28 protein-coding genes are annotated in these 25927 nt (G+C 63.1%); 8 read left to right on the top strand and 20 right to left on the bottom strand.

Going from position 1 to position 25927, the window contains the following annotated elements; translation table 11 throughout:
- Positions 1-103: 103 nt before the first annotated feature.
- From PCJ49_RS08925 to PCJ49_RS08910, 4 genes are all read right to left on the bottom strand, one after another.
- Positions 104-511 carry a hypothetical protein gene (locus PCJ49_RS08925; protein ID WP_089286441.1) on the bottom strand — a complete coding sequence of 136 codons (408 nt, stop codon included), beginning with the start codon at positions 509-511 and terminating at the stop codon, positions 104-106.
- Positions 512-625: 114 nt separating this feature from the next.
- Positions 626-1057 (bottom strand): TIGR01244 family sulfur transferase, encoded by a 432-nt coding sequence (locus PCJ49_RS08920; RefSeq protein WP_269910628.1) that lies wholly within the window; start codon positions 1055-1057, stop codon positions 626-628.
- Positions 1058-1356: 299 nt separating this feature from the next.
- On the bottom strand, positions 1357-1866 hold the full coding sequence (locus tag PCJ49_RS08915) for a MarR family transcriptional regulator (protein WP_089286440.1): 510 nt from the start codon (positions 1864-1866) through the stop codon (positions 1357-1359).
- Between the two features lie 173 nt (positions 1867-2039).
- Positions 2040-2702 (bottom strand): Fe2+-dependent dioxygenase, encoded by a 663-nt coding sequence (locus PCJ49_RS08910; RefSeq protein WP_089286439.1) that lies wholly within the window; start codon positions 2700-2702, stop codon positions 2040-2042.
- A 111-nt stretch (positions 2703-2813) separates the two neighbouring features.
- On the opposite strand from PCJ49_RS08910, the gene PCJ49_RS08905 reads away from it, so the two are divergent.
- Positions 2814-3629 (top strand): hypothetical protein, encoded by an 816-nt coding sequence (locus PCJ49_RS08905; protein ID WP_089286438.1) that lies wholly within the window; start codon positions 2814-2816, stop codon positions 3627-3629.
- A 44-nt stretch (positions 3630-3673) separates the two neighbouring features.
- Here PCJ49_RS08905 and PCJ49_RS08900 read toward each other — a convergent pair whose 3' ends face one another.
- On the bottom strand, positions 3674-5479 hold the full coding sequence (locus PCJ49_RS08900) for an ABC transporter transmembrane domain-containing protein (protein WP_269910627.1): 1806 nt from the start codon (positions 5477-5479) through the stop codon (positions 3674-3676).
- A gap of 189 nt (positions 5480-5668) precedes the next feature.
- On the opposite strand from PCJ49_RS08900, the gene rpmE reads away from it, so the two are divergent.
- Entirely contained in the window at positions 5669-5890 is a 222-nt protein-coding gene (gene rpmE / locus PCJ49_RS08895; RefSeq protein ID WP_089286437.1) for a 50S ribosomal protein L31, read from the top strand.
- 146 nt (positions 5891-6036) lie between these two features.
- Here rpmE and era read toward each other — a convergent pair whose 3' ends face one another.
- From era to folK, 9 genes are all read right to left on the bottom strand, one after another.
- Entirely contained in the window at positions 6037-7071 is a 1035-nt protein-coding gene (era, locus tag PCJ49_RS08890; RefSeq protein ID WP_269910626.1) for a GTPase Era, read from the bottom strand.
- Entirely contained in the window at positions 7072-7785 is a 714-nt protein-coding gene (gene rnc / locus PCJ49_RS08885) for a ribonuclease III (RefSeq protein WP_089286435.1), read from the bottom strand. It abuts the gene before it with no gap.
- Complete coding sequence (lepB, locus tag PCJ49_RS08880) at positions 7782-8603, bottom strand: signal peptidase I (RefSeq protein ID WP_269910625.1); 822 nt, start codon at positions 8601-8603, stop codon at positions 7782-7784. The genes rnc and lepB overlap by 4 nt, the downstream gene beginning before the upstream one ends.
- A complete protein-coding gene (gene acpS, locus PCJ49_RS08875; protein ID WP_269910624.1) occupies positions 8600-9010 on the bottom strand; it encodes a holo-ACP synthase in 411 nt (136 codons plus the stop codon). Before acpS ends, lepB begins: the two co-directional genes overlap by 4 nt.
- Positions 9007-9759 carry a pyridoxine 5'-phosphate synthase gene (locus PCJ49_RS08870; protein ID WP_269910623.1) on the bottom strand — a complete coding sequence of 251 codons (753 nt, stop codon included), beginning with the start codon at positions 9757-9759 and terminating at the stop codon, positions 9007-9009. Before PCJ49_RS08870 ends, acpS begins: the two co-directional genes overlap by 4 nt.
- A 3-nt stretch (positions 9760-9762) precedes the next feature.
- The gene (locus PCJ49_RS08865) at positions 9763-10302 is read right to left on the bottom strand and encodes a DUF2062 domain-containing protein (RefSeq protein ID WP_160105508.1); all 540 of its coding nucleotides are present in this window, start codon (positions 10300-10302) and stop codon (positions 9763-9765) included.
- 67 nt (positions 10303-10369) lie between these two features.
- Positions 10370-12583 carry a bifunctional (p)ppGpp synthetase/guanosine-3',5'-bis(diphosphate) 3'-pyrophosphohydrolase gene (locus PCJ49_RS08860; protein WP_244559357.1) on the bottom strand — a complete coding sequence of 738 codons (2214 nt, stop codon included), beginning with the start codon at positions 12581-12583 and terminating at the stop codon, positions 10370-10372.
- A gap of 69 nt (positions 12584-12652) precedes the next feature.
- Positions 12653-13039 carry a DNA-directed RNA polymerase subunit omega gene (gene rpoZ / locus PCJ49_RS08855; RefSeq protein WP_089286430.1) on the bottom strand — a complete coding sequence of 129 codons (387 nt, stop codon included), beginning with the start codon at positions 13037-13039 and terminating at the stop codon, positions 12653-12655.
- A 122-nt stretch (positions 13040-13161) separates the two neighbouring features.
- Positions 13162-13653: a 2-amino-4-hydroxy-6-hydroxymethyldihydropteridine diphosphokinase gene (gene folK / locus PCJ49_RS08850; RefSeq protein ID WP_269910622.1), complete on the bottom strand. Its 492-nt coding sequence runs from the start codon at positions 13651-13653 to the stop codon at positions 13162-13164.
- Between the two features lie 284 nt (positions 13654-13937).
- Between folK and PCJ49_RS08845 the strand changes: the two genes are divergently transcribed.
- The gene (locus PCJ49_RS08845; RefSeq protein ID WP_153202183.1) at positions 13938-14570 is read left to right on the top strand and encodes an NYN domain-containing protein; all 633 of its coding nucleotides are present in this window, start codon (positions 13938-13940) and stop codon (positions 14568-14570) included.
- Between the two features lie 11 nt (positions 14571-14581).
- Complete coding sequence (locus PCJ49_RS08840; RefSeq protein WP_269910621.1) at positions 14582-15241, top strand: uracil-DNA glycosylase; 660 nt, start codon at positions 14582-14584, stop codon at positions 15239-15241.
- 361 nt (positions 15242-15602) lie between these two features.
- Here PCJ49_RS08840 and PCJ49_RS08835 read toward each other — a convergent pair whose 3' ends face one another.
- Both PCJ49_RS08835 and PCJ49_RS08830 read right to left on the bottom strand, forming a co-directional pair.
- On the bottom strand, positions 15603-15956 hold the full coding sequence (locus PCJ49_RS08835; RefSeq protein WP_089286427.1) for an ArsC family reductase: 354 nt from the start codon (positions 15954-15956) through the stop codon (positions 15603-15605).
- Positions 15957-16166: 210 nt separating this feature from the next.
- On the bottom strand, positions 16167-17036 hold the full coding sequence (locus tag PCJ49_RS08830; protein WP_269910620.1) for an SDR family oxidoreductase: 870 nt from the start codon (positions 17034-17036) through the stop codon (positions 16167-16169).
- A gap of 83 nt (positions 17037-17119) precedes the next feature.
- On the opposite strand from PCJ49_RS08830, the gene PCJ49_RS08825 reads away from it, so the two are divergent.
- Complete coding sequence (locus PCJ49_RS08825) at positions 17120-17566, top strand: helix-turn-helix domain-containing protein (protein WP_269910619.1); 447 nt, start codon at positions 17120-17122, stop codon at positions 17564-17566.
- A 63-nt stretch (positions 17567-17629) separates the two neighbouring features.
- Here the strand turns inward: PCJ49_RS08825 and PCJ49_RS08820 are convergent, their stop codons facing one another.
- On the bottom strand, positions 17630-18295 hold the full coding sequence (locus tag PCJ49_RS08820; protein WP_269910618.1) for an NAD(P)H-dependent oxidoreductase: 666 nt from the start codon (positions 18293-18295) through the stop codon (positions 17630-17632).
- Between the two features lie 271 nt (positions 18296-18566).
- Entirely contained in the window at positions 18567-18914 is a 348-nt protein-coding gene (locus tag PCJ49_RS08815; RefSeq protein ID WP_269910617.1) for a zinc ribbon domain-containing protein YjdM, read from the bottom strand.
- A 281-nt stretch (positions 18915-19195) separates the two neighbouring features.
- Here PCJ49_RS08815 and PCJ49_RS08810 point away from each other — a divergent pair, with 281 nt between their 5' ends.
- Positions 19196-20182, top strand: a complete 987-nt coding sequence (locus PCJ49_RS08810) for a DUF4157 domain-containing protein (protein WP_269910616.1) — start codon at positions 19196-19198, stop codon at positions 20180-20182.
- 255 nt (positions 20183-20437) lie between these two features.
- Here PCJ49_RS08810 and PCJ49_RS08805 read toward each other — a convergent pair whose 3' ends face one another.
- Positions 20438-21676, bottom strand: coding sequence for a cytochrome c peroxidase (locus PCJ49_RS08805; protein WP_269910615.1), 1239 nt, complete (start codon positions 21674-21676; stop codon positions 20438-20440).
- A 196-nt stretch (positions 21677-21872) separates the two neighbouring features.
- Between PCJ49_RS08805 and PCJ49_RS08800 the strand changes: the two genes are divergently transcribed.
- A complete protein-coding gene (locus PCJ49_RS08800; protein WP_269910877.1) occupies positions 21873-23372 on the top strand; it encodes an acid phosphatase in 1500 nt (499 codons plus the stop codon).
- 91 nt (positions 23373-23463) lie between these two features.
- Here the strand turns inward: PCJ49_RS08800 and tyrS are convergent, their stop codons facing one another.
- Positions 23464-24738, bottom strand: coding sequence for a tyrosine--tRNA ligase (gene tyrS, locus PCJ49_RS08795; protein WP_269910614.1), 1275 nt, complete (start codon positions 24736-24738; stop codon positions 23464-23466).
- Between the two features lie 92 nt (positions 24739-24830).
- Between tyrS and PCJ49_RS08790 the strand changes: the two genes are divergently transcribed.
- Positions 24831-25910 carry an anhydro-N-acetylmuramic acid kinase gene (locus tag PCJ49_RS08790; RefSeq protein WP_269910613.1) on the top strand — a complete coding sequence of 360 codons (1080 nt, stop codon included), beginning with the start codon at positions 24831-24833 and terminating at the stop codon, positions 25908-25910.
- Positions 25911-25927: the final 17 nt, after the last annotated feature.

Here is a 25927-nt window from a genome sequence, read left to right as displayed (position 1 = left end):
GCCTGACAAGTCCGAAGCAGGACTTCAAAGACAGGGCCTGTTACGGGGACAGTTCTTTGCGGGCCGTAGGCAGGCGAAACGCCGTGCAGAAACCCGCTCACTCTCAGCACGGCAAACCGGGCGGCCCGGTGGGGCAGCGTCCGGCTTCACGATGGCGCCCTTCCGGCGTCAGACCGATGCGAAGGGCACGAACGACGTCGCTGCCACGCAGTGGCAGAGCGTAGAAGAGAGCAATGGCCACAACCAGCAAGGTCGGCAGCAAAGACGGCTCATCACCATCCAGCTGCCGCTCGCGCTTGGCGGAGCCATGGGAGCGACTGGAAGTCGGCTCAATTCCCTTATCGGAAAAACGAGGCGACTGCTGCTTATCCTCCGGAGAGAGTGAAAGCAGCGGTACGGCCAGCAGGCTGGAGGCAAAGGATTGCATCGCGGCCCGGGGAAGCAAACTCCCCTGGACCAACGTCACCGTAAACAGGATTGCGAGGAGCCCTTGAGCCCAACTGCGCATCATGTCGCGTGCAGCCTCCACCTACCGGTACCCCGACCGGACCGGTAGCGACACTCGCACAGCGATGCGGCCAACACAATGGCCTTAAGCGTTTTCGCCGTATGATTATCCCGACTTTTAGCGCTGTCGGTCGAGCAACGGCCGGTGAGCGGTAATATCGTAACCCACAGAGCCGGCTATACGTAATATTTCGTCAATTGAATGCGTTCCCGCTTTCGCTTCAGCGAGTGCCCACAGAATCGTGCAGCGTGTACCGCTGCGGCAATGGGCGAGAACGGGGCCGGGTGACGCTGCAACAGCCCCGGCAAAAGCGGCTGCCGCCTCTGCGCCCAGCGTGGCGCTGGTGACCGGCTGGTGAATGTAGGCAAGCCCCAGCGCCTGGGCACGGGCCGCCGCATCAGCGGCCGTGGGCTGGCCCGGATCCTCGCCATCAGGACGGTTATTGATAATGGTGCGATAGCCCGCAGCCTTGATGGCGGCAAGATCATCCAGCGACATCTGCGGGGCAACCGCGACACCATCGACGAGCGGACGAATATCCAGAGCCATGACAACCATCACCTGTTGACGGAACCTACGGACGAGACCGGGCGCAACGCGATAGGCGGCGCGACGAAGACCCACTGTCGCACTCTATATCGTCACGCCCTTTTCGCGCCGCAAGAAGGCCCAGCCAAAAGGATAGGTGGATCGCCTTAGGGGGCCAGGCACCTGCTGCAACACGAAACATGGCTAACATTGGGTTAAGAGCAGGCTGATTCAACAGCCTGTTCCGCAACCCAGCCCGTTGTGCATAGCAGCAAAACACCTCAATTATGCCATGATTGGCGGGCGGTGCCCGCCACGTTTCAAGCGATCCGCAGGCTTACCGTATCGCCCTCCGCGGTTTCGCGGGCGCGGCGGCGGGCCACCAGCAGCAGGTCCATCAGGCGCTGGCGCTGATCGGCGGACAAGTCAGCCAGCAGGCGATCATTGATCATCTGCCGGCGCGGCTGCAGACGATAGAGGATCTCCAGACCGGCCGGGGTAACGCGCAGCAGCTTGCGACGGCGATCCTGCGGATCATCGGTCTGGCTGATCAGGCCCTTGCGGATCAGCTCGGTCACGGTGGCGCTGATATGCGGGCGCGACAGGCCACGGGCCGACGCGATCTCCGAGGAGAAGATGCCATCGCCGATGCGGCGGCCATCTTGGAAATTCACATCACCGGCCACATTCATCAGCACCGTCCATTGCGGTGCGGTCAGCCCGGCTTCGGCCAGAACCCCTTCGCACTGGTGGGAAAGCGCGTTCGCCAGATCCATCAGGCTCAGCGCTATGGCATCTTCGGCACGAAAACGGAAAGGGCTCTGCGACATGGGTCTTCTCCTGCCATCCAAGGTTCGATTGCAGAAGATTGCCGCAGTGCAAGGGCCGCTGCATTGACACGGATCAATAAGAATTGGCTTAAACAATCATCCGCCGGGCCAATTCGTCGCTGGGCGGCGGAAATCAGGGCCGCCGGGCGGCGCGGCCCCCCAGGGCGCCGAAATCAATCTTCCACCCATTTGCGCAGCAGATTGGCCAGGGATTTAGAGAGAAGATCAAAGGCCGGCGTCTTGCCGGATTGCTGGAACAGGGCCTGACGGGCCGTATCCAGATCAAACAGGATTTCCCGCTCCGCCGCATCGCGCACCAGGGAGCGTATCCAGCCGACGGCCGCCATGCGCTGCCCCGCTGTTACCGGCGCCACATGATGCAGGGTGGTGGAGGGATAGAAGATGCCGCTGCCCGCCGGCAGCTTGAAGGCTACCTCCCCTGCCGTCGTCTCCATCACCAGTTCACCACCTTCATAGCTTTCCGGTTCAGCCAGAAACAAGGTGAAGGAAATATCGGTGCGCACCCCGCCCATCAGCGCATCATCAACATGCGAGCCATAATGCTGACCCCCGGCATAGCGACTGAACAGGATGGGGCCGAAGCGGCGTGGCCTGGTGGCCATCGCCACCACCGGATTACCCCGAACCGCCTGTTCCACCAGAGCCCGCAGATCGGCATGGGCGGGGTCGTCGGCACGCAGCTGTTCATTTTCTTTCACCAGGCGGGCGTGCCAGCCCGCCGTCGCCGCCCCCGGCTGCCAGCGCCCGCCGGTCAGGCGTTCGACAATCTGCTGTATCTGATCCGGGGAAAGCACATTGGCGACGGGCAGTATCATCGGGGCTCCAGCCGTTTCAGAAGAGAATGGTGTTGCGAGTGACTTGCAATATTATAGGCCACATGGCACCGTCTCGCCCATCTTTCGTGCAGCAAATTATGGGAACGGATCATGCAAATTCGTCATCGCCTCTGGCTCGGCATCGGCCTGTCCGTCGTGGCCGGTGCCGCCCCGATGCTCTCTGCCACCGCCAGCCCGACCTTGGACGGCGCACCGCTGCTGATGCAGCTGGCGCAGGGGGGTGAAGGCGGTGAAGGGGGCGAGGGTGGCGAAGGCGGGGAAGCCGGCGTCAGCCCCGAGGCCGCCGCCAAGGATCCAGTGGCCTTCATCTCTGCCCTGGATGTCACCGCCGCCCATTATCATGCCGGGCTGAAAGCCTTCGAGGAGGGCGAAGCCCAGGCCGCCGGGGAGATGTTCGCTCACCCGATTTCAGAGATTTATGTCGATCTGGAGCCTGTCTTCAAAGCCCAGGGCGTCACGCCCTTCCAGGCACAGATGGAAAAGGCCTCCGAGCTGGCGCTGAACAAGGCCCCGCTGCCCGAGGTGAAGAAGGCCGTGAAGGCCGTGCTGGATGCGCTGGAGGCCGCCGCCGGCAAGGCCCCGGCGGGAACGGTTTCCCCGGCCCAGGTTCAGGCCAAACTGCTGGCCGACATGATCGATCGTGGCGCCCGCCAGTATCGCACCGCCGCCGCTGGCACCGCGTTTGAACCCTATCTGGACGGGTACGGTTTCGCCATCGCCGCCAAGCAGCGGCTGAACGGCTTGACCAAGGCGGGCAAGTCGGCCCCGGCGGAGGCAACGCAGGCCATCAGCCTGCTGGAAAAGGCCTATCCGACCGCCAAGCGCCCGGCCACCCTGCCGGTGAAGCCGGAAGACCTGTTGGTCGCCGCGTCCAAGGCGCAACTGGCACTGTCCCGCATCCGCTGACACATCAACGGCCGGGCGGGGAGCCCCCCTGCCCGGCCGGCTGATCAGGCGCCGTGCGGTTGGTCGAACTGCAAGGCTGCCAGCCGGGCATAGAGCCCATTCTGGTGGATCAGCTCCTCATGCCGGCCCACGGCTTCCACCCTCCCCTGATTCAGCACGACGATGCGGTCGGCATTGACGATGGTGGAAAGCCGGTGGGCGATGATCAGGGTGGTACGCCCGCGCATCAGCCCATCCAACGCCTGCTGCACGGCGCGTTCGCTTTCGGCATCCAGCGCGGATGTCGCCTCATCCAGCAGCAGCACGGGCGCGTTGCGCAGAATGGCGCGGGCGATAGCGATGCGCTGGCGCTGGCCGCCAGACAGCCGCACGCCCTTTTCACCTAAGAACGTGTTGAACCCGTCCGGCAGCGCCTGCAGGAATTCCAGCGCATGGGCGGCCTGGGCGGCCGCCAGCACCTCGGCATCACTGGCATCGGGGCGGCCATAACGGATATTTTCCATGGCGTTGGTGGAGAAGATCACCGGGTCCTGCGGCACAATGGCGATGCGGCCGCGCAGGTCACCCAGGGCCGCCTGGGCCACATCCACCCCATCCAGGCGGATGCTGCCCCGCTGCGGATCGTAAAAGCGCAGCAGCAATTGGAAGATCGTCGTCTTGCCGGCACCGGACGGGCCGACCAGGGCCACTGTCTCCCCCGGCTCCACCGCCAGGGTCAGGCCGGTCAGGGCCGACTGGTCGGGGCGGGCAGGGTAATTGAAATGCACATCGTCGAACTGCACCGCCCCGCGCGCCGGCTGCGGCAGGGGCAACGGCTGGGAGGGGGGCTGCACGGGGGACGGCGTGGCCAGCAGGTCAAAGAGCCGTTCGGTGGCCCCCGCCGCGCGGGCCAGATCGCTGGCCACCTCCGACAGTGCCCCGACGGCACCGGCCACCAGCACGGCATAAAAGACGAAGGCCGAAAGCTGGCCGCCACTGATTCGCCCGGCAATGACATCCTGCCCGCCCACCCAGAGCACCAGCCCGATGGCGGTGAAGACCAGCACGATCACCAGCATGGTCAACCACGACCGTGCCTTGATGCGCAGCAGGGCGACATCGACGGCCGCCTCCACCCGGTCGGCGAATCGCTGGCGCTCCCAGGCCTCATGACCAAAGGCCTGCACGGTGCGGATGCCGCCCAGCACCTCATCCACGGCACTGCCGACATCGGCCACAGCATCCTGGGAGGCGCGGGAGAGCTGGCGAACCTTGCGGCCGAAAATCACGATGGGTGCCACCACCAGCGGCACCACCAGCAAGACCATGCCAGTCAGCTTGGCGCTGGTCAGCCCCAGCAGCACCAGACCGCCGGCCATCATCAGGATATTGCGCAGCGCGATGGAGACGGAGGTGCCGATCACCTGCTGCAACAGGGTGGTATCGGTGGTCAGGCGCGACATCACCTCACCCGTGCGAGTCGTCTCATAAAATTCCGGCGACAGGGACACCAGATGGTCAAAGACCCGGCGGCGGATATCCGCCACCACCCGTTCCCCCACCCAGGAGACGAGATAGAATCGGGCGAAGGTCGACACCGCCATCAGGATGATCACCAGCAGCAGGACCAGCAGCGCCTGGTTCAGCAAACTGCCATCCCCGGCGGCGAATCCATGATCCACCAACGCCCGCAGCCCCTGCCCCAGCCCCAGCACCGTGCCGGCGGAGACGATGAGCGCCAGCGTTGCCCCCGCCATCCGCGCCCGGTAGGGCATCAGAAAGGGCCAGAGCAGGCGCAGCGGCTTCAAATCCCGCCGCACCGGGCGGGCGGCGGCGGCATCATCGGAACGGTTGCTGTCTCGAAACGCCAAGGCAGAGCCCTCAATCAGAAAAAGCAGGTGGCATCCACCCGTCACCCGTGGTAACGGCTGCGCGGCCTGAGGGCAACTGGAACACCTGCCGCAGCCCAACCCAGCTTTGCGTTACAGCAATGCGTGATGGGGTTGCCATGCTGCGCGCGATTGTTTATAAGCCCGGCTTCGTTTTGAGGACTGCCGACCATGAAGACCGATATCCATCCCGACTACCACGAGATCACCGTCATCATGACCGACGGCACCTCGTTCAAGACCCGCTCCACCATGGGCAAGGCCGGCGACACGCTGCGCCTGGACATCGACACCAAGTCGCACCCGGCGTGGACCGGCGTTCAGAAGCTGCTGGACACCGGCGGGCAGATCGCCAAGTTCAACAAGCGCTTCCAGAGCTTCGGCCTGAAGTAAGCTGTTGGCCTGACGGCCCTGTGCTTGAAGAAAAGGCGCCGGCGGAAATTCCGCGGCGCCTTTTTCTATGTGGCCAGTCGACACGGCCGGTGAAAGAAAAGGCCCCCGGAACTGCACTGTTCCGGGGGCCTTTTCCGTCGTAACCATCAGGCGTTGAAGTCCAGGCCCCAGGCCTCGTACTGGTCGGGGTCTTCCGACCAGTTCTCCCGCACCTTGATGAACAGCATCAGGTGAACCGGGCGTTCCAGCATCTTGGTCAATTCCAGGCGAGAGGCCACGGAGATGGATTTGATGCGCGCCCCGCCCTTGCCCAGGATGATGGCCTTCTGGCTGTCGCGCTGGACATAGATCACCTGGGAGATGCGCACGCTGCCATTCTCAAACTCTTGCCAGCTTTCCGTTTCCACCGTGGTGGCATAGGGAACTTCCTGGTGGAGCTGAAGGAACAGCTTTTCCCGCGTCACCTCTGCCGCCAGCAGACGTTCCGGCATGTCGGAAAGCTGGTCGGGCGGATAGAGCCAGGGGCCGGCCGGCAGGGCACCGGCAACGAACTTCAACAAGCCCTGCAGCCCGTCACCCGTCAGGGCGGACACCATGAACGTGTCAGTGAAAATGCCGTGGCCGGCAAATTCCTGCGCCAGTTCCAGCAGACGGTCACGCCGAATCAGGTCGATCTTGTTGAGGATCAGCAAAGCCTTGCGGCCAGCCTCCTTCAGCTTTTCGATGATGCCCAGCGTATCATCATCGATGCGCTTCTGCGTGGCGTCGAACAGCACGGCCACCAGATCGGCATCGGTGGCCCCCTGCCAGGCCGCCGCCACCATGGCGCGTTCCAGCCGCTTTTTGGGCGTGAAGATGCCGGGCGTATCGACATAAAGAATCTGGCTGTCGCCTTCCATGCCAATGCCCAGCACGCGCGACCGTGTGGTCTGCACCTTGGGGCTGACGATGGAAATCTTGGAACCGACCAGCGCATTCAGCAGGGTGGATTTGCCGGCATTGGGGGCGCCCACCAGGGCGACGAAGCCGCAACGGGGATTCTCCGGCGCCGGCGTTTCATCGGCAGCCCCCTGGCCAGACAGAAAGCGGGAGACGATATCGTCACCGCTTGCCGGCGGGGTATCCTGTGCCGAAGCGGCTTGGCTGCCATCCGGAGACGGCTTCTTTTCATTCTCGGTCATTCACGTCCTAACACGGCGCAGCAATTGTTCGGCGGCAGCCTTTTCCGCCGCGCGTTTGGATGGCCCCTTGGCCGTCGCCGGTTCGTGTCCATCCACACTGACGCGGACTTCGAACTGCGGGGCATGATCGGGGCCGCTGCGGCCGATATCCTCATAGAGCGGCAATTTTTGTCCGCGCGCCAGCGCCCATTCCTGAAGGCCGGTCTTCGGGTCTTGCGGGGGTGCGGCGCGGGCGCGTTCCAATTGCACATCCCAATGGCGGCGGATGAAGGCCCGCGCTGGCTCCAGCCCGGCATCGAGATAAAGCGCGCCGATCACCGCTTCGCAGGCATCGGCCAGGATGGCGGGCTTGATGCCGCCCTCGGCCGCCTGTTCGGACGGGGACAAGTGCAGATATTGGGCAAGACCGATCTTGCCCGCCACCACCACCAGCGCCTCGGCCCGCACCAGGGCGGTCAGCCGGCGGGCCAGCGCCCCTTCCGGCTCGCTGGGGAAACGGTCCAGCAACCATTCGGCGACCACCAGCCCCAGCACCCGGTCGCCCAGGAATTCCAACCGTTCATAGCCGCGCCCCACGGCGCGGCGATCCATGCCGCCGACAGACGGATGGGTCAGCGCCTCCCGCAGCAGCAGCTTGTTGGTGAAGCTATGGCCCAGCGCGGTTTCCAACCCCTCTGCCGGGGCGGCGGCGGTGGATGGCAGGTTCTTACTCATTCAACCGGCTCCCAAACCCGTCCGTCCCGCAGGACCGACGGCCATTTCCAGAATTGCCAGAGGGGCGCCCCCTCCTCCAGCGACAGCAGGACGTGACTGGCGCGCCCCACCAGATTTTCCAGCGGCACCATGCCCACCGCCTCCGGCACCCGGCTGTCCTGCGAATTGTCGCGGCTGTCGCCCATGGCGAAAACATGGCCCGGCGGCACGGTATAGACCGGCGTATTATCCAGCGGATAGGTGTCGCCCGCCATCTCAATCACCGGATGCTGGCGGCCACCGGGCAAGGTTTCGATATATTGCGCGGCGGTGAAGGTGCCGCCGAAGGTTTCCGCCAGCACGAAATCCGGCACCCGCACGCGGGGGGCCGCCTCCCCATTAATATAAAGTGTACCGTCGATCATCTGCACCCGGTCACAGGGCAGGCCGACGATGCGCTTGATATAATCGATCGAGGGGTCTTTCGGCAGCTTGAAGACGGCGACATCGCCCCGATCCGGCATCCGGCCGAACAACCGGCCGGGCACGGCATGGCAATCCCGTGTCACCGGGGCGGAACGGTCGCCGAACTGCAGGAAGCTGGGCAGCGAATAGCGGCTGAAACCATAAGAGAATTTCGACACCACCACATAATCACCCACCAGCAACGTCGGCACCATGGAGCCGCTGGGGATGTTGAACAGCTCAAAGGCGCTGGTGCGCGCGGTGATGGCAAACAGCAGGGCGATGGCCACCGTGCGCATCACCTCCCCCCAGCCGCTATGGCTGGGCGCCTGGGAAATGGGCTTCACACGGGCGCTCTTGCGGGTCTGGCTCATGGCAGCACGGTGGTGGAGATGACGATGAAGGCTTGGGCATAAGGCGGCTCGTCCGTCATCGACAGATCGATCCGGGCCGCCATGCCGGGCGGGGTCAGCGCTTGCAACCGGGCGAGCGCCCCGCCATGGCACAGCAAGGCGGGGCGACCATTGGCCGCCGACACCACCTCCAGGTCACAGAAATGCACGCCCTCGGCATAGCCGGTGCCCAGCGCCTTGGATGCCGCCTCCTTGGCGGCAAAGCGCTTGGCATAAAAGGCGGCGCGGGCGGCGGGGGTGGGCTTGCCATCACCCGCCGCCCGTTCGGCGGCTGTAAAGACGCGGGCCGTGAAACGGGCGCCGAACCGGTCCAGGCTGGCCTGGATGCGGCGGATATCCACCAGATCGCTGCCGATACCCAGGATCATGCGCCGCCCGCAGCGGCACGGGCGGCATCCATACGCGCCCGCATCTCGGTCAAGGTTGCCGCCAAACCGCTGAAAATCGCCTCCCCGATCAGGAAATGGCCAATATTCAGCTCCACAATGGTGGGGATGGCGGCGATGGGGGCGACATTCTCAAACGACAGCCCATGGCCGGCATGGCATTCCAGGCCGATGGACGCCGCATGGGCGGCCCCGGCCACCAGTCGCGCCAGTTCTGCTTCCCGCGCACGGCCCGCCGGAGCATCGGCATAGGCGCCGGTATGCAGTTCCACCACCGGCGCCCCGACGGTCACGGCCGCATCCAACTGCGCTGTCTCTGCGCCAATGAACAGGGAAACCCGGATGCCGGCATCGGACAGGCGGGCAATGAAGGGCTTCAGATAATCGCGGTTGGCGACCACATCCAGCCCGCCCTCCGTCGTCCGCTCCTCCCGCCGTTCCGGCACCAGACAGACGGCGTGCGGCTTATGGCGCAGGGCGATGGCCAGCATCTCCTCCGTCGCCGCCATCTCAAAATTCAGCGGCCGGGTGATGCTGGCCATCAGCCGTTCAATATCGGTATCACGGATATGGCGGCGGTCTTCGCGCAGATGGGCGGTGATGCCGTCGGCCCCGGCTTCAATCGCCAGCAGCGCGGCCCGCACCGGATCGGGATGTTCCCCGCCACGCGCATTGCGCACCGTGGCAACATGGTCGATATTCACGCCCAGACGCAAAGCCCGCCCCGCCATCTTTTATCCTTTCAGCCTTTTGCGCGCCGCCGCCCGGCGGCGCTCCGCCCTGCGTTGCTGATAGAGCGCGATGAGCGGCTTGGCAACGAGATAGGTGAGCGGTCCCAGCACCGCCCCCAACAGGCCGCCCCCGACCAGCATCGGCATGAACAGCTGCCAGGGATGGTCCAGCAGGAAGGTCAGCGACAGGTCAGGCCCCTGCCCTTCCCCCGGTGACATGCCCAGCAGCAGGCAGCCGAGCCGGTAACTGGCAAACCAGATGGCCGGATAGGTCCAGGGATTGGCGATCAGCGTACCCACCACCCCCGCCATCATCCGGGCGCCCAACAGCCAGGCCAGCCCCATGGACAGGGGCACATGCAGGCCGATAAAGGGGGTCAGCCCCATGAAGACGCCAGCCGCCATGCCCAGGGCAATGGAATGCGGCGTGCCCTGGATGCGGGCCACCTTGATGATGTAATAGCGCCCCTGGCGGCGAAGCCCCATGCGCGGCCAGAGCAATCGGCGCAGCTGTTGTGCCCGGCTCAAGGGGTGACGGCGCATGAACATAATGGTGCCAAAGCCCTTTCCGGCTTGCCAACCCCGCCCCCCTTGACCAGGGGAGCGGATTTCAGCGCCCGCGTTCCACCGACTGGATCACGGGGGTGGCGCGCAAGGCGGCCATGATGTTGGTCAGATGCTTCACGTCATGCACGTCCACATCGATCAACATCTCAAAATAATCCGAGGTGCGGTTGGTGATTTTCAGGTTGGTGATATTCCCACCATTCTTGCCGATCACCGTTGACAGGTTGCCCAACGCCCCGGTTTCGTTCGACACCACCACCGACAAGCGGCCGACCAGATCGTCCGGGCTGTCGGCCGTGGGGTCCCAGGAAACGTCGATCCAGCGTTCCGGGCTGTCATGGAAGCTTTCCAGCGTCTCGCAATCGATCGTGTGGATCGTCACCCCCTTGCCGGTGGTGACGATGCCGACGATACGGTCGCCGACGATGGGATGGCAGCAGCGGGCATAATGCACGGCCATGCCGGGGATCAGCCCGCGGATGGCCAGCGGCGCGCCGGTCTTGCGGGACTTGGCCTTGCTGGCCGCCGCCGCCACAGAGGCCGCCACCTTCTCGTCGCTGGTGGCGGGCGTGACGGTGCGGTGACCGGGGAAGATGGAATTGAAGACATCGCGCGACCCGGTCTGCCCGCTGCCAATGGCCGCCAGCAGATCATCCACCGAGGGCTGCTGATAAATTTTCAGCACCGCATCGAAAGCTTTTTCCGAGTATTCGTAGCCTTCCTGCTTGAAAATCCGCTCCATCAACCCGCGGCCGAGCTTGATATGCTCGCCACGCTGCTGGGTGCGGGTAAAGCGGCGGATGCGGGCCCGCGCCTTGCCGGTGATGACGAAATTTTCCCAGTCCGGCGAGGGCGAGGAATTTTTCGAGGTGAGGATTTCCACCTGATCGCCATTCTGCAGGTGGGAGCGCAGCGGCTGCATCCGGCCATTGATCTTGGACCCGACGCAGGTGTCGCCAACCTGGCTGTGCACGGCATAGGCGAAATCAACCGGCGTCGCCCCGCGTGGCAGGGCGATCAGGTCACCCTTGGGCGTGAAGCAGAAGACCTGATCCTGGAACAGTTCCAACTTGGTATGTTCCAGAAACTCTTCCGGCCGGGTGGCATGTTCCAAAATATCCAGCAGCTCGCGCAGCCAGCGATATTGCCGGCCTTCCGTGCGCGGTGCCTCTGGCCCCGCCCCCTGCTTGTAGGACCAGTGGGCGGCCACACCCATATCCGCCACGGCGTGCATGTCACGGGTGCGGATCTGCACCTCAATCCGCTGCTTTTCCGGCCCGATCACCGTGGTGTGGATGGATTGATAGCCGTTGGGCTTGGGCGTGGAGATGTAATCCTTGAACCGCCCCGGCACCACCGGATAGCGGGCATGGATGATGCCCAATGCCTGATAGCATTCGGTAATATTATCGACGACGACGCGGAACGCCATGACGTCGGACAATTGTTCGAACGCCACATTCTTGGCGTGCATCTTGCGCCAGATTGAATAGGGCGATTTGCGCCGGCCGCTGATCTCCGCTTCCGGGATCGGCGATTCATTGCCGAAGCAGATCGTCTTCTTCAACTCGTCAATGATGCGGTCGACGCGGCCTGCCCCCACCTTTTCCATCTCATCCAAACGGATCTTGATGGATTCGTAGGCGTCCGTGTTCAGCTCCCGGAAGGCGATATTTTCCAGCTCGTCCTTCCAGCGCTGGATGCCGATGCGCTCCGCCAGGGGCACATAGATTTCCAGCGTCTCGCGGGCGATGCGGCGGCGTTTTTCCGGCTTCAGATATTGCAGCGTCTCCATATTGTGGAGACGGTCGGCCAGCTTGACCAGCAGAACGCGGATATCTTCCGACATGGCCAGCACCAGCTTGCGGAAATTTTCCGCCTGCTTGGTGCTCTCGCTCTGCTCACCGATATTCTGCAGCTCGATACGGGACAGTTTGGTGACGCCGTCGACCAGACGCGCCACCTCCGCCCCGAACAGACGCTGGATTTCCTCCAGCGTCGTCAGCGTATCCTCCACCGTGTCATGCAACAGGGCGGTAATGATACTCCGATAGTCCAGCTTCAGTTCGGTCAGCAGCCATGCCACCCAGATCGGGTGCATGTAATAGGGGTCGCCGCTGGCGCGCGTCTGGGACCCATGCGCCTTCATCGCGAAGACATAGGCGCGGTTGAGCGCATCTTCATCCGCGTTAGGGTCGTACCCCACGACGCGCTCAACCAGTTCGTACTGGCGGATAATTTTCGCCTGACGGTTCATCGCGGCGCCCCCGTCAAGCCTTGATCCCTGCGCCAGCACGCACCTTGCATTTTCGCGTTGTCCGGCCCCTTAGAGATCCTCGTCGGCCAGATCGGCGGCGTTAATCTCACCTTCGCTGAAATCGGCGCCCAGATCATCATCTTCGCCAGCATCGGCACGCGGAGCGTCCTGAACCCAGGCAGCCTCACCGGCCATCAGCTCGACGATTTCTTCTTCCGGCTCGTCCTGCTCGGCAACGCGCTGATGCCCCTTGATCAGGCTGTTCTTGAGATTTTCCAGAACAACGGTCTCATCGGCAATTTCACGCAGGGCCACAACGGGATTCTTGTCGTTGTCGCGATCAATGGTCAGCTGCGAGCCGGACGCGATGTCACGGGCGCGCTGAGCGGCCATCATCACCAGCTCAAAACGATTCGGGATTCTTTCGACGCAATCTTCAACGGTAACGCGGGCCATTCCAACGACACTCCAGCCACATGGAAGCTTTCATTTATAAAGGGCTGTCCGCTGCATTGCAAGACACCCTCCCCCACCGCGCGAACAAGGCAGCCACCCGCCCCCAATTTGGCGGGCCGGGATCACTCCCCGTCCAGGGGGCGAATCAATTGCCCCGGCGGCAGATGGGCAATCAGATCGTCAATCGACCGACCGCTGACGGGATCACGCCAATCGGGCGCCAGCTCCCGCAGCGGCAGCAGAACGAAGGCCCGTTCTGCTGCACGCGGGTGGGGCAATATCGGCGGCCCCACCTGACACACACCATTGTAGTCAATCAAATCCATATCCAGCGTCCGCGCCTCATTGACCACGCGCCGCTGCCGCCCAAACGCCGCCTCCACCTGATGCATCAGGGCCAGCAACTCGCCGGCGGCCAGATCGGTGTCCAATGCCGCTACTGCATTGACAAACCAGGGCTGATCCGACACCGGCACCGGGGCGGATTCATAAAAACGGGAAAGGGCGAGAATCCGCACCCCCTGTTGTTGCAGTCGATCCAGCGCCTGACGGCAGGTTTGCGCGGGCGTACCCGAACCGGAACTGAGATTGGAGCCGATACCAATGAAAATCACGTGGCAATTCCATGGTCTTTGTAATATCGCGCCGGCATCTGCCGACATTTACATAACGGCGCTTGCTGACAACGTGGTGATGGCATAGGGTGCCAGAAACTGCCATACAGGGAACGCGCATTCTGGGCAGCCCTGCCCGGTATGCCGCAAAAATGGGGGAGAGGTCTGGCTTTCGGGGCCTGTCGCTCCCACATGGCTGATGCGGATTTCAAGGCCCCATCCCTTTTGGTGGGAACACAATATTCCGCCTGTGTTTTGTTCACGATCAATTTGCCGAGGAAGAAATGGCACGAAAGATTTTCTACCAACAGGAACGGCTGGCGATGTTCATCGACGGCGCCAACCTTTACGCCGCTGCCCGGTCCCTGGGCTTTGACATTGATTACAAGCGTTTGCTGGAACTGTTCGCCGCCGAAGGGCGCCTGATCCGCGCCTTCTATTACACGGCCTTGGTCGAAGACCAGGAATATTCGCCGATCCGGCCGCTGGTCGATTGGCTGGATTATAATGGCTACACCATGGTCACCAAGCCGACCAAGGAATTCACCGACGCGTCTGGCCGCCGCAAGATCAAAGGCAATATGGACATCGAACTGGCGATCGATGTCATGGAGATGGCCGAGCATGTCGACCATATCCTGCTCTTCTCCGGCGACGGGGATTTCCGTCGACTGGTGGAGGCGGTGCAGCGCAAGGGTGTGCGCGTCACCGTGATCAGCACGGTGCGCTCCACGCCGCCGATGGTGGCGGACGAACTGCGCCGGCAAGCGGATAATTTCCTGGAATTGCAGGATCTTTCTGCCTCCATCCAACGCAGCCATGGGCCGCGTTATCAGCAGGCTCCGCTCTCGGCGGAACATGCCCCGCATGATGATCATTCGGTGCAGCCCGATCAACATCCCGATCCGCTGGACTGAGCGCCTTACATATGGTCAGCACCGCTGCTTCCCGTGTCCCGGCCCCTGGCCGGGATTGCGGCCTTTGTCCACGTCTGGCGGAATTCCGCCAGACGAATCGGGCCACCTTCCCCAGCTACCACAATGCCCCCGTCCCTTCCTTCGGGACGCTGGATGGCCGTTTGCTGATTGTGGGGCTGGCGCCGGGGTTGCACGGGGCCAACCAGACAGGCCGGCCCTTCACCGGCGATTATGCCGGCGATCTGCTCTATGACACGCTGATCCGTTACGGCTTTGCCCGTGGTCAGTATGACCGCCGCCCGGATGACGGGTTGGAACTGCTGGATTGCCGCCTGACCAATGCGGCGCGTTGCGTGCCGCCGGAAAACAAGCCCACCCCGGCAGAAATCGCCAGTTGCCGCCCGTTCCTGGTCGGTGAAATTTCTGCCATGCCCCGGCTGCGTGCCGTGGTCGCCCTGGGCACGGTTTCCCATAACAGCACGCTGACCGCCTTTGGTCTGCGCCCGTCACATTTCCGCTTTGGACATGGGGCAACGCATATGCTGCGGCCCGGCGTGACGCTGTTCGACAGCTATCACTGTTCCCGGTACAATACGAATACCGGTCGGCTGACGACGGAAATGTTCCAAACCGTCTTTGCTGCGGTTCGCGCCCATATCGACGCCAGTTAGAACGACCTGCGTTCCGTCAAAACCACAGCCTGTCCGGCGCCTTAAATAAGCGCGCCGACGACAAACCACGCATACATCGTGCCGAAAAAGCCCGTCAGGGCGACAACATCACGGAGATAGGTGAGACGCTTCATCTTGTCCTCCATCTGTTCTGGCTGAACAATGTCAGAACGAAAAAAGAACAGCAAGCGCTTTGTTCTCACTTCGTTCGCATGAAGAACAGGACACTCCATGCGTCTCGCGCATATCGAACCGAGAGAACCGATCTTCAGTTCGGCGATGTTTCCTTTCTGAACATGGTATCCGTTAGGCGGGACGCGGTGATGGCAAGCCCCCTTCCCCCGGCCATCACCGCGTGATTTCAACCCAGCGCCGCCTGATAGCTCTCCGGCTTGAAACCAACCAGCAGCTTGCCGTCAATATCCAGCACCGGCCGCTTGATCATGGAAGGCTGGTCCAGCATCAGGGCCACGGCCTTTTCCTGATCCAGCCCTTCGCGGGCTGCTTCTGGCAGCTTGCGAAAAGTGGTACCAGCGCGATTCAGCAGGATCTCCCAGCCCAGGGAGGCCACCCAGCCTTCCAGGATAGCGCGATCAATGCCTGACGCCTTGTAATCATGGAACACATACGCAACCCCGGCATTGTCCAGCCAGGTGCGGGCCTTCTTCATCGTGTCGCAATTCTTGATGCCATAAAGGGTGACGCGGCGGCTCATATCCTGACAGGCTCCTTGTTGCAGCCCCTGTAAAAGCGGGCATTTCATGCCCAGCTCGTCACAGGTTGGCCCTGGCTGTCAACCGGGGGCCTCGTCATGACCGGCCGATGTGGGACGCCATGAAAGACCGTTCCTGCCGCCAGTCAGAACAGGCATTGGACCGCTGCTGCGGGGGCGAGCGTGACAGCAGCACGCTCGCCTTGCTGTAACTCAACGCGCAAGCGCCGCCGTCAGCACAGCGCCCAGGGACGTGGTGGGACGGCCGATCAGCCGGCTCAGCGTGTGGCTGTCATCGAACAGCCCGCCTTGGGCCGCACCGGCGTCAGCGCTGGCCAGCAGGTCGGCGACCGGCTCCGGCAGGCCTACCTTCACCAGCAGACCGCGAAATTCCGCTTCCGGCAGATTCTGATAGGCAACGGGCTTGCCAGCCGCCTCAGCCAGGGCAGCAGCCCAATCGGCCAGGGTGAAAGGCTGGTCACCGGCCAGCTCGTAAATCTTGCCGGCATGGGCCTCACCTTCGGCGATGACCCGGGCCGCCGCCTCGGCATAGTCGGCGCGGGCGGCAGCAGCAATCCGGCCCTCCCCCGCGGCACCAAACAGGGCGCCATGCTCCAGGGCGGACGGGATGAAGCCGTTATAATTCTCCGTATACCAGCCATTGCGCAGCAACACGAAGGGCAGACCGGCTGCCTGCAGATAGGCCTCCGTCGCCACATGCTCCGCCTTCAGCGGCAAAGGCGAGGCATCCCCCCGCAGCAGGCTGGTATAGGCCAGCAGCTTCACCCCGGCTTTCACGGCCGCATCAATGACATTGCGGTGCTGCGGCAGCCGGGCCCCCACCTCGGAGGAGGAGATCAGCAGCACCCGGTCAACCCCGGCAAAGGCGGCGATCAGCTGGGCCGGCTGATTATAGTCCGCGGCCCGCACCTCCACACCGATGGCGGCCAGATCGGCCGCCTTGGCCGGGTCGCGCACAGCGACAATGATGCGGTCGGCGCCCACCAGGGTCCGCAGCGACTGCACAACCAGCCGGCCCAGCTGGCCGGTGGCACCAGTAACAAGAATACGCGCATTGCTCATGATGAAACCGCCTCTATGGTCTCGGTTCAAGGATTGGTCTATAATAGAGACCATTAAACCAACCCGGAAGGAGGCAGTTTTCCATGCCCAGGTTACCAAAAGGGAACCTTGCCCCGCAGCAGAGGCCCGCCACGGCGGAGAGCCCCCTTGCGCGCTGGGAGCGGCTGGGCTTTTCCCTGACCAATTGCCCGGTGCGCGATGTGCTGGACCAGATCGGCGATAAATGGAGCAGCCTGATCCTGCTGACCCTGGCCGACGGGCCGCAGCGCTTCAGCCAGTTGCACCGCTGCGTGCCGGATATTTCCAAGCGCATGTTGACCCAGTCGCTGCGCAATCTGGAACGCGACGGGCTGCTGATCCGACAGGTCTTTCCCACCAAGCCGCCGGCGGTGGAATATCGCCTGTCCCCCCTGGGGCAGGGTATTCTGGCCCCCCTGGGCGCGCTGGTCGGCTGGGCGGAACAGCATCATGATGCCATCCGTCAGGCCCGGCGGGATTTCGATATCCGGGAGGCCACCTTGCCGGCATGAAAAAGGGCCGGGCCCCTTCCCTTTCAGGAAGGAACCCGGCCCCTGACCATCACGCGACAATGATCAATCGACGAAGCGGAAGACCTGGGCGGCCGCGCGGCGCACCTTCTTCAGATTAACTAGCCAATCGCCGGCCGGATCACGATAGCCCAGCGGCAGAATAACGGCAGACCGCAGCCCCAGCGCCCGCAGGCCCAGGATTTCATCCAGAGCAGCCGGATCGAACCCTTCCATCGGGGTGCAGTCCACCCCTTCAAAGGCGGCGGCCGTCATGGCCAGACCCAACGCAATATAGGCCTGACGCGCGGCATGTTGGAAATTCACCTCCGGATCGCGCTGCGGATAGTTATTCAGCAGCATCTGGCGGTAATTTTCCCAGCCTTCATTGGTGAAACCGCGTTCCTGGTTCACCAGATCGAACATGCCGTTGATGCGATCTGCGGTGTAATTATCCCAGGCGGCAAAGACCAGCAGGTGGGAACCATCGGTGACCTGACCCTGGTTCCAGGCGATCGCCTTGATCTTCTCCCGGATTTCCTTGTTGGTCACCACCAGCACTTCGAACTGCTGCAGCCCGCTGGAGGTGGGGGTGAGGCGGATCGCCTCCAGAATCCGGTCCAGCTTGTCCTGCGGCACAGCCTTGGACGGGTCCATCTTCTTGGTGGCATAGCGCCAGTTCAGCTTTTCAATCAGCAAGATCGCCTCTTCATATCGGACTTCGGTGGACACGCCACCCGGTATAAACCATGGGAAATGGGGATGATGAGGCGGCGAAACGCCCGTCTCCGTGGTGGACAATCCTACGTTCCAGCACAGCGGAAACGCGCCGGCAGCCCCTTCGTCCCCCGCGGATGGGACAATTCCACAAGGCGATAGAGTGGTCTGTGTCAAAGATCACTCTCACCGCATATCCATTTTTTTGAGATAAGCCTGTCTCAGCTTTTCCCATACCTTTACGGGAAATCGGGGCTGAAGAGAAATTCTCTTGAGCCCCTTACATTTATGCTTTCTTCACAAATTCGGACTTCAGGTCCATTGCCCCGATCCCATCGATCTTGCAGGCAATGTTATGGCCATTGGCACCGTCCGTCAGGCGGATGCCCTTGACCTTGGTGCCGCCCTTGATGACCAGGGACGAGCCCTTGACCTTCAAATCCTTGATCACAGTCACGGTGTCGCCATCGGCCAGCACATTGCCATTGGCATCGCGGATCACAGCATCCGCCGCCTCTTCCACGCCAGCCGCATCGGGGTTCCATTCATGGCCGCATTCCGGGCATACCCACAAGCTGCCATCGTGATAGACATGCCCCGAGGAGCATTGGGGGCAGGTCAGGTTGTCGCTCAATTGATCAAATCCTATCGGGCTACGTTCAAGGCGTCATCGACAGGCCTGTCGATGACGAACCATATCCGCCACGCCGATCCGGCGCAACGGTCGCTCCTGCCTGATTGCCGGACCAGCCCCCCGAACCACTTTTGAAGTGCAGAAATATCCGCTATAGTGGCGTTAGCGCAGATGAACACCTTTTATAGGGTGATGCCATGGGCGGACGGATTATCCAGGGGTTTTTCCCCGGTGGCGCGCCACCAGTGCTGTTGCAGGCCCGTGCGGCCCCCGGTGGGCCGATGGCACCGCCGCCACGTCCGGGACTGCCGCCCGCCCGCCAACGCTCCGGTGCGCCGGCACCGGCTTTTCAACCGGCGGCAACAGCACGGACACCGGGCCAGCCGCTGCAGGCCCATGGCGCCAATGCCAGTTTCCCCGTCGATCCGCATCAGTTGGGCCTGAACCGGGGCGGTGGGCAGCCGCTGCCGCCCACCATTCTGGCCAAGATGGAAGCGGCATTGGGGGCGGATTTCTCGTCCGTGCGTATCCATGTTGGCCCCCAGGCCGCCCGCATCGGCGCCATCGCGTTTACCACCGGGACCGACATCTATTTCGCCCCCGGACGCTATCAACCGGAAACGCTGCAGGGCCAGCAACTGCTGGGCCATGAGTTGGCCCATGTGGTGCAGCAGCGCCAAGGAAGGGTAAAGGCGCCGGCCGGAAGCAGTCTTTCTGTCATCCAGGACACCATGCTGGAGGCAGAGGCCGATCGGATGGGGCGCTTCGCCAGCATGGTCCAGCTGAAGCCCGCAAGCCATCAGACTTTCTGTTCTGAGATTGCGCAGCGCGTCATTCTCCCGAAGAAGTCAAAGGCGCAACGGGAATTTGAAAAGCGGGAGCGCAAACGCACCAATGTCAGGGCCCAGACCCGGGATTTGCCCAGGGGAATGAACGCGGAAGCCCAATGTGGCAGCAAGAGGGTGATTGGCAGAAGTGGGAACAGTGCCTATGTCGATGCCGTGCTTAATGGCAAAAATCCCCCTTGGTCGAACCTGACGCCTGTCTTAAATCGACGCTTTGAAGATTGTGCCGAAGCCCATATTTACGCGCAGATTTTTGAGAACCGGGATACGCCGCGACTTTATAAGTTGATTTCGTACAACAGCTTAGGCGAAACCGCTCCACCATGCGCAAACTGTTCCCTGTGGGTCACAAAAACATTTGGAATGGTCATTGGCGGTACGGCAACCTACCGGCCAAACTCCAAGCATTCCGGGGCTATTTAGCGCGGATCATTTGTGAACGTTGAGCTTATTATGCCAACGGCCATGAACCATGAACGTTGGTATTACAGCACCAACGACTAGGAATTACATTCTCAACGCAACTTCAATATCCTGTGCGGGTTTTGATCCTGCAGCGTGGCTGGGGGGCGTCGGCCCGACAACGGTTTTCGCCGTCATGCCGGCAATGGGGTTGATCAACAACCCTGCCGCGGGCTGCCTCACGCGGGCAGAAACTGCCAAGGCGCGCGCCCTCTTTCAGCCACCACTGGGGTGAGCAGCACCGCTACCCCGCCATCCATCCGTCAACGTCCCCAGAAAGGCGACAATATCGGCAATTTCCGCCTCGTTCAGCGCCGGCTTGTCGCCGACCTTGCCGCCAAAGGGCGGGTCCATGTTCAGGTTGGCGCGATAGGGGGCGGGCAGATCGTCGAACACCTCCACCGTGCCATCGGGTTTGCGCGGGAACCAGCGGGCGGGGTCGGTGTCGCGGGTGGCGTAGAAGGCAACCGCCTGGGTCAGGTCACTGAAAACCCCGTTATGGAAGAAGCGCTTGCGCAGGGCGACATTGCGCAGCGACGGCGTGCGGAACAGGCCGCAATAATCCGCACGTGCCTTAAAATCCGTCCGGTCAGGGCCGCACAGGCCCAGATCAAAAAAGGCCGGATCGGCATTGGCCGGGATGGCGCGGTTGCGCGGCACGCCCAGCGCGATCAAACCGTAATCGGTGAATTGCGGCGGCGTGCCGTCCATATCCATCGCACTCTTGTGGCACGACGCACAATTGCCCTTCGCCTCATCATTGAACAGGGCCAGCCCGCGCGCCTCCTGCGCCGTCAGGGTCGCCTTGCCCTGGAGATAGGCGTCGTACTTGCTGCTATAGGGATAGAACAGGGCGGGCGTCTGCTGATAGACCTCCAGCGCCGACAGGGCGAGACTCACCAGCGCTTCATCCTGGGCAAACGCCCCCTCCCCCACCGACTGGCGCAGCAACCCGGCATAGGGGGCAGCGCGCAATGCCTTTGCCACCGCAGCCGGGCCGGATGCGGCCATTTCCACCGGGGAGTACAGCGGGATGCGCGCCTGATCGGCCGTGCGGTCCACCCTGCCATCCCAGGTCAGGCCGCCAGACGGGCCGCCATCCACACTGTCATCGCCATAGGGGTCGGTATCGAACATATGTTCGTTGAAGGCGGGTACAGCCTGGGTATAGGTCAGTGATGGCACCGCCCGATGGCCGGATAGCGACAGGTCCGGCCCGCCCGGCTCCACAGCCTTCCCACTGACCGGGCCGAAGGCGTTGCCCGGCACATGGCAGGAGGCGCAGGCCAGCTTGCCCGACGCCGACAGGCTGGGGTCGGCGAAAATCCCCGCTCCCGCCTGCCGCAACAGCTCTACCCTCGCATAGACCTCCTGCCGTGTCATGGCAGCCGCCGCCCCACCGGCCAGCAGCACCAGGGCCAGCAGCCCCGCCATCACCCGCACACAACGCCCCATCACACCCATCCTGACAAACTCGCTTCCCGCCTTTCATAACGCCGGAATATGACAGCTCAACGCCGGTGCGACATTGTGGCACCGGCACCGCCGATCAAGGATCATGAAACCGACACGCGGGGGGAGTAGGAGATTGCGCCATCCGTTCCGCCGTCTGCGAGAGACACCGATGACCATCCGCCCCTTGCTGTTGCCGATGCTGCTGGCCGCCACCGCGCTGACCTCCCCTGCCCTGGCGGCCACGCCCAAGGGGCTGGAAAAGATTGAGACGGTGGTGGTGATCTATGCCGAGAACCGCAGTTTCGATAATCTCTATGGCCATTTCCCCGGTGCTGACGGGCTGGCGCAGGCGGAAAAATCCGGCATTGTGCAGGCCGACCGCGACGGCAAGCCGCTGGCCGAACTGCCCCCCGTCTGGGGCGGGCTGACGGCCAAGGGGGTGACACCTGCCGTCACCCAGGCCCAGACCGAACATCTGCCCAATGCGCCGTTCGCCATCGATGATCCCAAGGGCTTTAACCAGTCGCTGGGGGTTGCCACCCGCGACCTGTGGCACCGGTTCTATCAGAACCAGATGCAGATCAATGGCGGACGCAATGACCGGTTTGCCGCCTGGGGTGATACGGGCGGGCTGGTGATGGGCCATTATGATGGCTCCAAACTGCCACTCTGGCAGGTAGCAAAGCGCTACACCCTGGCCGACCATTTCTTCATGGGCGGGTTTGGCGGTTCCTTCTTCAACCATTTCCAGCTGGCCTGCGCCTGCGCGCCCTTTTATCCCGATGCGGATAAAAGCCCGGCCAAGGATCTGATTTCCCAGGTCGGGCCGGATGGCGTAACCCTGGTGCTGGCCGAGAATTCACCGGCATCGGCCCTACAGGGGCCGCCGAAATTTGCCAAGGATGGCAACCTGACGCCGGATTTCTACGCCGTCAACACGATGCAGCCGCCCTATCAGCCCAGCAATAACAAGCCGGCCCAAGGCGGCGATCCGGCCTATGCCGACCCGGCCGCCCCCACCACGCTGCCGCCGCAGACCCAGACCACCATCGGCGATCTGCTATCAGCCAAGGGGGTCAGCTGGGCCTGGTACGCGTCGGCCTTTAATGCCACCCTGGCTGGGCAGAATGCCTCGCCCGCGCCGAATTTCCAGTTCCACCACCAGCCGTTCAACTATTTTGCCAATTACGCCCCCGGCACCAAGGCGCGGGCGGAGCATCTGCGCGATGGCGGCATGGACGGGGCGGAATTCATCAAGGCCATCGATGCCGGCACGTTGCCCCAGGTCAGCTTCTACAAGCCGCAGGGCAACCTGAACGAACATGCGGGCTATGCCGATGTGATCAGCGGTGACCAGCATATTGCCGACATTGTGCAGCATCTGGAAAAGAGCCCGCAATGGAAGCACATGCTGGTCATTGTCACCTATGATGAAAATGGCGGCTTCTGGGACCATGTGGCCCCGCCCAAGGCCGACCGTTTCGGCCCCGGCACCCGCATCCCGGCGATCATCATCTCCCCCCACGCCAAGAAGGGGTTTGTCGACCATACGCAGTATGACACCACGTCCATCCTGCGTTTCATCACCAAGCGCTATGGCCTGCCGACGCTGGAGGGCATCAAGACCCGCGATGCCGCCTTGGCCGCCAATGGCGCAAAGCCGCTGGGCGACCTGACCAACGCGCTGGAACTGTAAACAGCGGAGGCTGGCGGGGCGTTCTATACGCCCCGCCAAATTCTACGTTATCGCAGGGTTGGGGCACCGTTCATCACGGCACCCGCGCCCATCAGACCGGCTTCACCAGGGCATGGCGCTTCTTGCCGGCGGACAGTTTGATCACGCCGTCATCGCCGATATGGGAGGCGTAGAGCTTGTACGCCTCGTCCGACACGGCGGCGTCATTCACCTTCACGCCATTGCCCTTGATCAGGCGGCGCGCCTCCCCCTTGCTAGCGGACAGGCCGGTCTGCACCATCAGGTCGGCCAGATAGGCACCATCGGTCAGGCTGCCTTGCGGGATTTCCACCGTGGGCAGGCCATCGGCAGCGGCCCCCTCCTCGAACGTGCGGCGGGCGGTTTCGGCGGCCTGTTCGGCAGCCTCCCGGCCCCGCACCAGGGCGGTGATCTCTGTCGCCAGGATCTTCTTGGCCTCGTTGATCTCTGCACCCGCCAGGGCCCCCAAGCGGGCGATCTCATCCAGCGGCAGTTCGGTGAACAGCTTCAGGAAGCGGACGACATCCGCATCTTCCGTGTTGCGCCAATACTGCCAGAAATCCAGGTTGGACAGCCGGTCTTCGTTCAGCCAGACGGCCCCGGCGGCGGTCTTGCCCATCTTGGCACCCGACGCCGTGGTCAGCAGCGGGCAGGTAAAGCCATACAGGTCGGCCTGGGCGATACGGCGCCCCAGTTCCACCCCATTGACGATATTGCCCCACTGGTCACTGCCACCGGTCTGCAGCGAGCAGCCGAAACGGCGGCTCAGCTCCACAAAATCATAGGCCTGGAGGATCATGTAATTGAATTCCAGGAAGGTCAGCGGCTGTTCACGGTCCAGGCGCAGCTTCACCGAATCGAAGCTCAACATGCGGTTGATGGTGAAGTGGCGGCCGATATCGCGCAGGAACGGGATATATTCCAGCTGATCCAGCCAGTCGGCATTATTCACCAGCCGGGCGGTGCCGGGGGCGCCGTCGCCAAAGGTGAACATGCGGTCGAACACGCCCTTGATGCTGTCAATATTGGCGTTGATATCCTCGGTCGTCAGCAGCTTGCGGGTTTCATCGCGGCCGGACGGGTCGCCGATCTTGGTGGTGCCGCCGCCCATCAACAGGATGGGGTTGTTGCCCGTCTTGCCCAGCCAGCGCTGAATCATGGTGGGCAGCAGATGGCCAACATGCAGGCTGTCCGCCGTGGCATCATAGCCGTTATAGGCCGTGACCGGGCCTTCCAGGAATTTCTTGTCCAGCGCTTCCAGATCGGTGGCCTGGTGATAATAACCACGCTCCACCATCACGCGCAGGAAGTCGGATTTGATGTTCGCGGGTGCGGTGGTCGTGGTCATGATCTCTCAAACCTTGGTCTTTGATCGAAGTTGATCGCCCCTATGGGCAAGGGCGTGGTAGCACAGTTGCCAGCAATGGGCACGGGGGCACGATGGCAGGGCAGGTTTTCACCGCATTGGGTCTGATGAGCGGCACGTCGATGGATGGCATCGATGCCGCCCTGATCCGTACCGACGGGCATGGGCTGGTGGAACCGCTGGGCTTCCTGTTCGCCCCCTATCGCCGGGCCTTCCGCGACCGGCTGCGCGCCGTGCTGGGCGGGGTGGGCGATGTGGCGGGTGTGGAACAGGAACTGACCGACCTGCACGCCGACGCGGTGGCCAGTGCGCTGCGCGTGCATGACCTGACCCCGGATCAGGTGGACCTGATCGGTTTTCACGGCCACACCATCCTGCACGCGCCCGACCGGCGGCATACCTGGCAGATCGGCGATGGGGCCCGGCTGGCGGCTTCCACCGGCATTGATGTGGTGTTTGATTTTCGCACGGCGGACGTGAAGGCGGGTGGCCAGGGGGCGCCGCTGGTGCCGCTGTACCATCAGGCACTGGTGGGCGATCTGGAACGGCCCGTGGCCATCTTGAATATTGGCGGGGTGGCCAATGTCACCTGGCTGGGGCCCGGGGAGCTGGATGTGCTGGCCTTTGATACCGGCCCCGGCAATGCGCTGGTGGATGACCTGATCCTGTCGCGCACGGGCGAGCCCTATGATGATGGCGGGCGGATCGCGGCCACGGGCAAGGTGGATATGGACCTGCTGGTCCGGCTGCTGGATCATGGTTATTTCCAGGCCCCACCGCCCAAATCGCTGGACCGCGACGCCTGGAACCGCACGGCGCTGACCAATCTGGATACTGCCGATGCGGCGGCCACGCTGACGGCCTTCACGGCGGAAAGCATCGTGCGGGCGCTGGACCATCTGCCCACCCCGCCGCGCCGCTGGCTGGTCTGCGGCGGGGGGCGGCGCAATGAAACCCTGATGTGGATGCTGGCCGAACGGCTGGGCGTGCCGGTATCGCCGGTGGATGGCTTGGGCTGGAACGGCGACGCGCTGGAGGCAGAGGCCTTTGCCTATCTGGCGGTGCGCTCACGCCTGGGCCTGCCGCTGTCCCTGCCCGGCACCACGGGCGTGCCAGAACCGATGACCGGGGGACGGTTCAGCCCGGTAGGGTGATTTTGTTTCCGGCTTGT

It is taken from the genome of Niveispirillum sp. BGYR6 (assembly GCF_027568365.1).
Taxonomy (GTDB): Bacteria; Pseudomonadota; Alphaproteobacteria; order Azospirillales; family Azospirillaceae; genus Niveispirillum.
This window is presented reverse-complemented; position numbering and strand designations above follow the sequence as displayed.